The sequence below is a fragment of the Micrococcus sp. KRD012 genome (assembly GCF_017168555.1).
GTDB classification, from domain to species: domain Bacteria; phylum Actinomycetota; class Actinomycetes; order Actinomycetales; family Micrococcaceae; genus Micrococcus; species Micrococcus luteus.
In genome coordinates, this window is the sequence record NZ_JABFBB010000007.1 from 259,539 (window position 1) to 265,277 (window position 5,739).

Genomic DNA, 5,739 nt, shown 5'->3' on the forward strand with positions numbered 1-5,739 from the left:
CGCCCGGGCGCTGCTGTCGCGTGTGGCCGCGGGGGACCGTGTGGTGGCGAATGTGCCGGCTGAGCCCTCCTCGCGCGGCGGACGGCCGGGGGACGGACCAGGTGGGCCCTGAGCGAGCGGCGTCGGTTCGACGCCGAAGAACGCCGCGGGTGTGCGGCGCGTCCACAGCACAGTACACGCCGCTGTGTCCGACGTCACCCGGGTGGGCGTGGATCTCGGCTCAGAAGGGGTGACGGGTGCGGGGGGAGCGCGTAGCGTTCATCGGGGTCCGGACGACGTCGGCCGCGCAATGGGGCGCGGCCCTCCGCGCGTCGGTCGGGCCGCGACACATCCCTGCCCACCGGACCACGAGGACGCTCAATGACGAGGATCCCCGCCGAGGACGAGGCCGTGACGGCCCCGTCCTCCCCGCTCGACAACGCCCTGGCCCAGCTCTCCGCCGCCGTGAAGACGCTCGGCTACGACGAGGGCCTGCACCAGATGCTCGCCGCCCCCCGCCGCGAGATGGCCGTCTCCATCCCCCTGCGCCGCGACGACGGCTCCACCGAGGTGCTCCGCGGCTACCGCGTGCAGCACAACTTCTCCCGCGGCCCGGCCAAGGGTGGCGTGCGCTTCAGTCAGGACGTGGACCTGGACGAGGTCCGCGCGCTGGCCATGTGGATGACCTGGAAGTGCGCCCTGCTGGACGTGCCCTACGGCGGCGCCAAGGGCGGGGTGACCATCGACCCGCGCCAGTACTCGAAGGCGGAGCTCGAGCGCGTGACCCGTCGCTACACCTCCGAGATCCAGCCGATCATCGGCCCCGAGGTGGACATCCCCGCCCCGGACGTGGGCACGGACGAGCAGACCATGGCCTGGATGATGGACACCTACTCGGTGAACGTCGGCCACACCACGCTCGGCGTGGTCACCGGCAAGCCCGTCTCGCTCGGCGGCTCGCTGGGCCGCGCCTCCGCCACCTCGGCGGGCGTGGTCCACGTGGCGCTCGCCGCGCTCGAGCACCTCGGCATCGAGCCGTCGCGGGCGACGGCGGCGGTCCAGGGCTTCGGCAAGGTCGGCGCCGGCACGGTCGAGCTGCTCGAGGCGGCCGGCGTGAAGGTCGTGGCCGTGTCCGACCAGTACGGCGCCGTGCGCGACGACGAGGGCCTGCACTACGACGCCCTGCAGAGGCAGCTCTGGGACACCGGCTCCGTGAAGGACACCCCCGGCACCGAGCCCATGGACGCGGACGAGCTGCTCGAGATGGACGTGGACCTCGTGGTCCCGGCCGCCGTGCAGTCCGTGCTGACCGAGGAGAACGCCCCGCGCGTGCGCGCCCGACTGGTCGTGGAGGGCGCCAACGGCCCCACCGCGGGCGAGGCCGACCGCATCCTCTCCGAGAAGGGCGTCCTGGTCGTCCCGGACATCCTGGCCAACGCCGGCGGCGTGATCGTCTCCTACTTCGAGTGGGTCCAGGCGAACCAGGCCTACTGGTGGAGCCGCGAGGAGGTGGACGAGCGCCTGAAGCGGCGCATGGTCGCCGCGTGGCAGGCCGTGCTGGCCACCTCCGAGAGCCGCCGCGTGAGCCTGCGCGAGGCCGCCACCCTGACCGCCGTGCAGCGCGTGGCCGAGGCCCACCGCACTCGCGGCCTCTACCCGTGACGGGGGGCGGCCCCGCCGCCTGACCCCGTCCGGCCGCCCGAGCGCGGCCCCGCCGCCTGACCCCGCGCCGACGGCCCGGAACCCCCGGAGGTTCCGGGCCGTCGGCGTGGGTGGGCTCGGCCTGATGTGCCCCCACGGCCCGTGACGTCCGTCTCTATTTCGAATTTTGACGATCAGGCGTGGACAACCCGCCCGGATGATGTTTGAATTTGAAACAAGTTCGGAGGCCGAGGCGCCGCCCGCCGTGGCGGCCCACCCCGGACACACCAGACAGACCCGCTGAAAAGGAGCACCCCATGCGCGCCATCACCCCCGGCACCTGGAACCTGGACGCCGCGCACTCGGACGTCGACTTCGTCGTCCGCCACGCCGGCATCTCCAAGGTCCGCGGCACCTTCCACGCCGTGGAGGGCCAGCTCGTCATCGCCGAGGAGTTCACCCAGTCCTCCGTCGAGGTGACCGTCGACGTCGCCTCCATCAGCACCAAGAACGAGGGTCGCGACGCCCACCTGCGCTCCGCCGACTTCTTCGACGTGGAGCAGTTCCCCACCATGACCTTCCGCTCCACCGAGGTCCGCGGCGAGCCCGAGGAGTTCACCCTGGTCGGCGAGCTGACGCTGCACGGCGTCACCCGGACCGTGGAGCTCGAGGCCGAGTTCGGCGGCCAGGACAAGGATCCCTTCGGCGCGACCCGCGTGGGCTTCGAGGCCACCGGCGAGATCTCCCGCAAGGACTTCGGTCTGACCTGGAACGCCGCCACCGAGGCCGGCGGCGTCCTGGTCTCGGACAAGGTGAAGCTCGAGATCGGCGCCGCCTTCGTGCTGTCCGAGGCCGACGCCCAGGCCTGAGCCTGAGTCGACCTCGCGCGTCGAGACCGGGTCCCTCGATGAGGGGCCCGGTCTCCTCATAGGGTGGGGCCCATGATGGCTTCGAAGACCCCGCACCAGAACGTCACGTTCGACCTGCCCACCAAGGACGCCGGCCAGGACGGCGACCGGACGGGCCACGGCTACCTCGCGCTGCCCGCCTCCGGGAAGGGCCCCGGCGTGATCGTGATCCAGGAGTGGTGGGGCCTGGTGGACCACATCAAGGATGTGTGCGACCGCCTCGCCGACCTCGGCTTCGTCGCGCTCGCCCCCGACCTCTACGGCGGCTGGATCGCGCACGACGGCGACGAGGCCGGCGAGATGATGCAGAACCTGCCCGCCGAGGAGGGCGCCCGTCAGCTGGCCGGCGCCGTCGACTGGCTGCTCGCCCGGGACGAGGTGACCTCGCAGACCGTGGGCGCGATCGGCTTCTGCATGGGCGGCGGCTTCGTGCTCGCCCTCGCGGCCCAGCAGGGGGACAAGGTCTCCGCCGCCGTGCCGTTCTACGGCGTGGGCCAGGGCGTGCCCGGCGACTTCTCCGGCGTCACCGCCGCCGTCCAGGGCCACTACGCCGAGCAGGACGACTCCTTCCCCGTCGAGGATGCGCGGAAGCAGGAGCAGCAGATCCGTGAGGAGTCCGGGGCCGACGTCGAGTACTTCTACTACGACGCCCCGCACGCCTTCCACAACGACGAGAACCCCCAGGGCAACCACCGGCCCGAGGCCGCGGCCCTCGCCTGGGACCGCGCCGTCTCCTTCCTGAAGGAGAAGGTCCGCTGAGCGGCTCCCGTGGCGGCCGGGGCGGGAAGTCCCGCGCGAGCAGGGGCGGCCCCGCCCGGTCCACCCGCTCCGGCGGGCGCGGCGTGGCCAAGGGCGTGAAGCCCGCGGGCCGTGCCGGGGGCGAGGGCCGGCGTCGTCCCGCGCCCGCGCCGCCGGCCGACCTGCCCGTCCCGCCCGAGACTCTCTTCCTGGCCACCATCCCCGGGGCCACGCCGTCCACGTGGGTGGAGCGGTTCACCACGCGCCAGCGCACGGTGCAGCTCGTCAACCACGACGACGCGGCCCAGCTGGCCCACCTCGCCCACGACGACGCCGGTCAGCCCCGCCACTTCCTGCCGCAGCTGGGCTACGTGCGGCGCCGACGCGACGTGCCCGCCGAGGAGTTCCTGCGCGCCGGCGGCGTCGACCCGCGGCACGTGCACCTCGTGGGCGTGTACTCCGAGCTGCCGGTGGTGTGCGTGGGCAGGGATCACCTGCTCGCCGCGTGGGACGTGGGCGCGGACGGCCCGGTGCCGCCCGCCGAGCTCGACCCGGACGAGGAGCTGGATCCCGCCCGCTTCGCCCCGGCCCCCAGCGCGGAGCCGATGGACGCCGCCGAGCTGCCCGGGGCGGGCGAGCGGATGGCGCTGGAGATCGCCGCGTCCGGCGCCGGCCACGTCGTGCTGCCGATGTCCGTGGCCCGCATGTTCGGCCGCAAGGACGTGATCGTGCTGCCGCTGGCCTCCACCCTCGACGACACCGTGGGCCTGTCCCGCGCCGACCGCGAGGCCGCCGCCACGCGGGCCGCGCTCGCGGACGAGCAGGCGCGGGCGGAGGCGGAGGCGGGCGCCGCCGTCGTCGACGGGCCGGATCCCGAGCGCCACGGCGACGACGACGCCCGCCACCCCGGCTGGGACGTCGCCCTGGCCTGGCTCAAGGCGGCCGACTCGGAGCTCGTGCAGGCGTTCGTGGGGGTGGCGCGCGGGCGGCGGGGCGCCAGCTCGCGCTGAGGGCGGGCGCGCCTATGCTCGGAATGAGCCGCATCACACTCAAGGAGGGCGCATGTCCGAGCATCAGCAGCACGTCGGCCGCCGGGACCCCCGGATCAGCGACGAGGCCATCGAGCGGGGCCGCCGCGCCCACGAGCTCGACCGCGCGCACGTGTTCCACTCGTGGAGCGCGCAGCGCAACCTCACACCCATGACCATCCTCGACGCCGAGGGGTCGTGGGTGTGGGACGGCGAGGGTCGGCCCATGGTCGACTTCAGCGGGCAGCTCGTCTTCACGAACGTCGGCCACCGCCACCCGAAGATCGTGGCCGCGATCCGCGAGCAGGCCGAGACGCTGGCCACCGTGGCCCCCCAGCACGTCAACGACGCCCGGTCCGAGGCGGCCCGGCTGATCACGGAGCGGCTGCCGGAGTCCATCAACCACGTGTTCTTCACGAACGCGGGCGCGGAGGCCAACGAGCACGCGGTGCGGATGGCACGCCTGCACACGGGCCGGCACAAGGTGCTCTCCGCGTACCTCTCGTACCACGGCGCCACGCGCCTGACGGCGAACCTGACCGGCTCCCTGCGGCGCGTGGGCTCGGACTCGGCCTCCGACGGCGTCGTGCACTTCCAGCCGGCGTACACGTACCGCTCCGCGTTCGGCTCGGAGAGCGACGAGCAGGAGGCCGAGCGCGCGCTGGCCCACCTGCGCGACGTGATCGAACTCGAGGGCCCCTCCACCGTGGCCGCCGTGATCCTCGAGGCCGTCCCCGGCACCGCGGGCATCTTCCTGCCGCCGCCCGGCTACATGGCCGGCGTCAAGGAGCTGTGCCGTGAGCACGGGATCCTGCTGATCATCGACGAGGTCATGGTCGGCTTCGGCCGCGTGGGCGAGTGGTTCGGCCACCAGCTGACGGGCGTCACCCCGGACATCGTCACATTCGCCAAGGGGGTCAACTCCGGGTATGTGCCGTTGGGCGGCGTCGCCATGGGCGACGACGTCTACGAGAGCTTCGCGACCACGCCCTACCCCGGCGGCCTGACCTACTCGGGCCACCCCCTCGCGTGCGCGGCCGCCGTCGCCGCGATCACCGCGATGGAGGAGGAGGGCATGGTCGCCCATGCGAAGCGCATCGGCGATCAGATCATCGGGCCGCGCCTGGCCGAGATCGCCGCGGCCCACCCGAGCGTGGGTGACGTGCGCGGCGCCGGCGCGTTCTGGGCCGTCGAGCTGGTGAGGGACCGGCAGACCCGGGAGCGGCTGGCCCCGCTCGGTCAGGTGGCGCCCGTCATGGGGCGGATGATGGCCGAGGCGAAGGACCGCGGGCTGCTGCTGTTCATGGCCGAGAACCGGTTCCACCTGTGCCCGCCGCTGAACATCTCGGACGAGGACCTGCGCTTCGGCCTCGACGTCCTCGACCAGGTCCTCGCCCTCGCCGACGAGGAGGTCGCGGCCGGCTGACGGGGCCCGCCCCCCGCCC

Annotated in this window: 5 protein-coding genes; all 5 read left to right on the forward strand. The window is 73.4% G+C overall.

Annotation, left to right across the window (positions count from 1 at the left end):
* Positions 1–360: 360 nt before the first annotated feature.
* Positions 361–1,641, forward strand: coding sequence for a Glu/Leu/Phe/Val family dehydrogenase (locus tag J1M37_RS04545; RefSeq protein WP_206452187.1), 1,281 nt, complete (start codon positions 361–363; stop codon positions 1,639–1,641).
* Between the two features lie 296 nt (positions 1,642–1,937).
* Positions 1,938–2,489, forward strand: a complete 552-nt coding sequence (locus J1M37_RS04550) for a YceI family protein (RefSeq protein ID WP_041103494.1) — start codon at positions 1,938–1,940, stop codon at positions 2,487–2,489.
* A 72-nt stretch (positions 2,490–2,561) separates the two neighbouring features.
* The gene (locus tag J1M37_RS04555) at positions 2,562–3,287 is read left to right on the forward strand and encodes a dienelactone hydrolase family protein (protein ID WP_119217646.1); all 726 of its coding nucleotides are present in this window, start codon (positions 2,562–2,564) and stop codon (positions 3,285–3,287) included.
* 83 nt (positions 3,288–3,370) lie between these two features.
* Positions 3,371–4,276 (forward strand): hypothetical protein, encoded by a 906-nt coding sequence (locus tag J1M37_RS04560; protein WP_144859600.1) that lies wholly within the window; start codon positions 3,371–3,373, stop codon positions 4,274–4,276.
* Between the two features lie 52 nt (positions 4,277–4,328).
* Positions 4,329–5,720 carry an aspartate aminotransferase family protein gene (locus tag J1M37_RS04565; RefSeq protein ID WP_206452188.1) on the forward strand — a complete coding sequence of 464 codons (1,392 nt, stop codon included), beginning with the start codon at positions 4,329–4,331 and terminating at the stop codon, positions 5,718–5,720.
* The last annotated feature ends 19 nt before the right edge of the window (positions 5,721–5,739 follow it).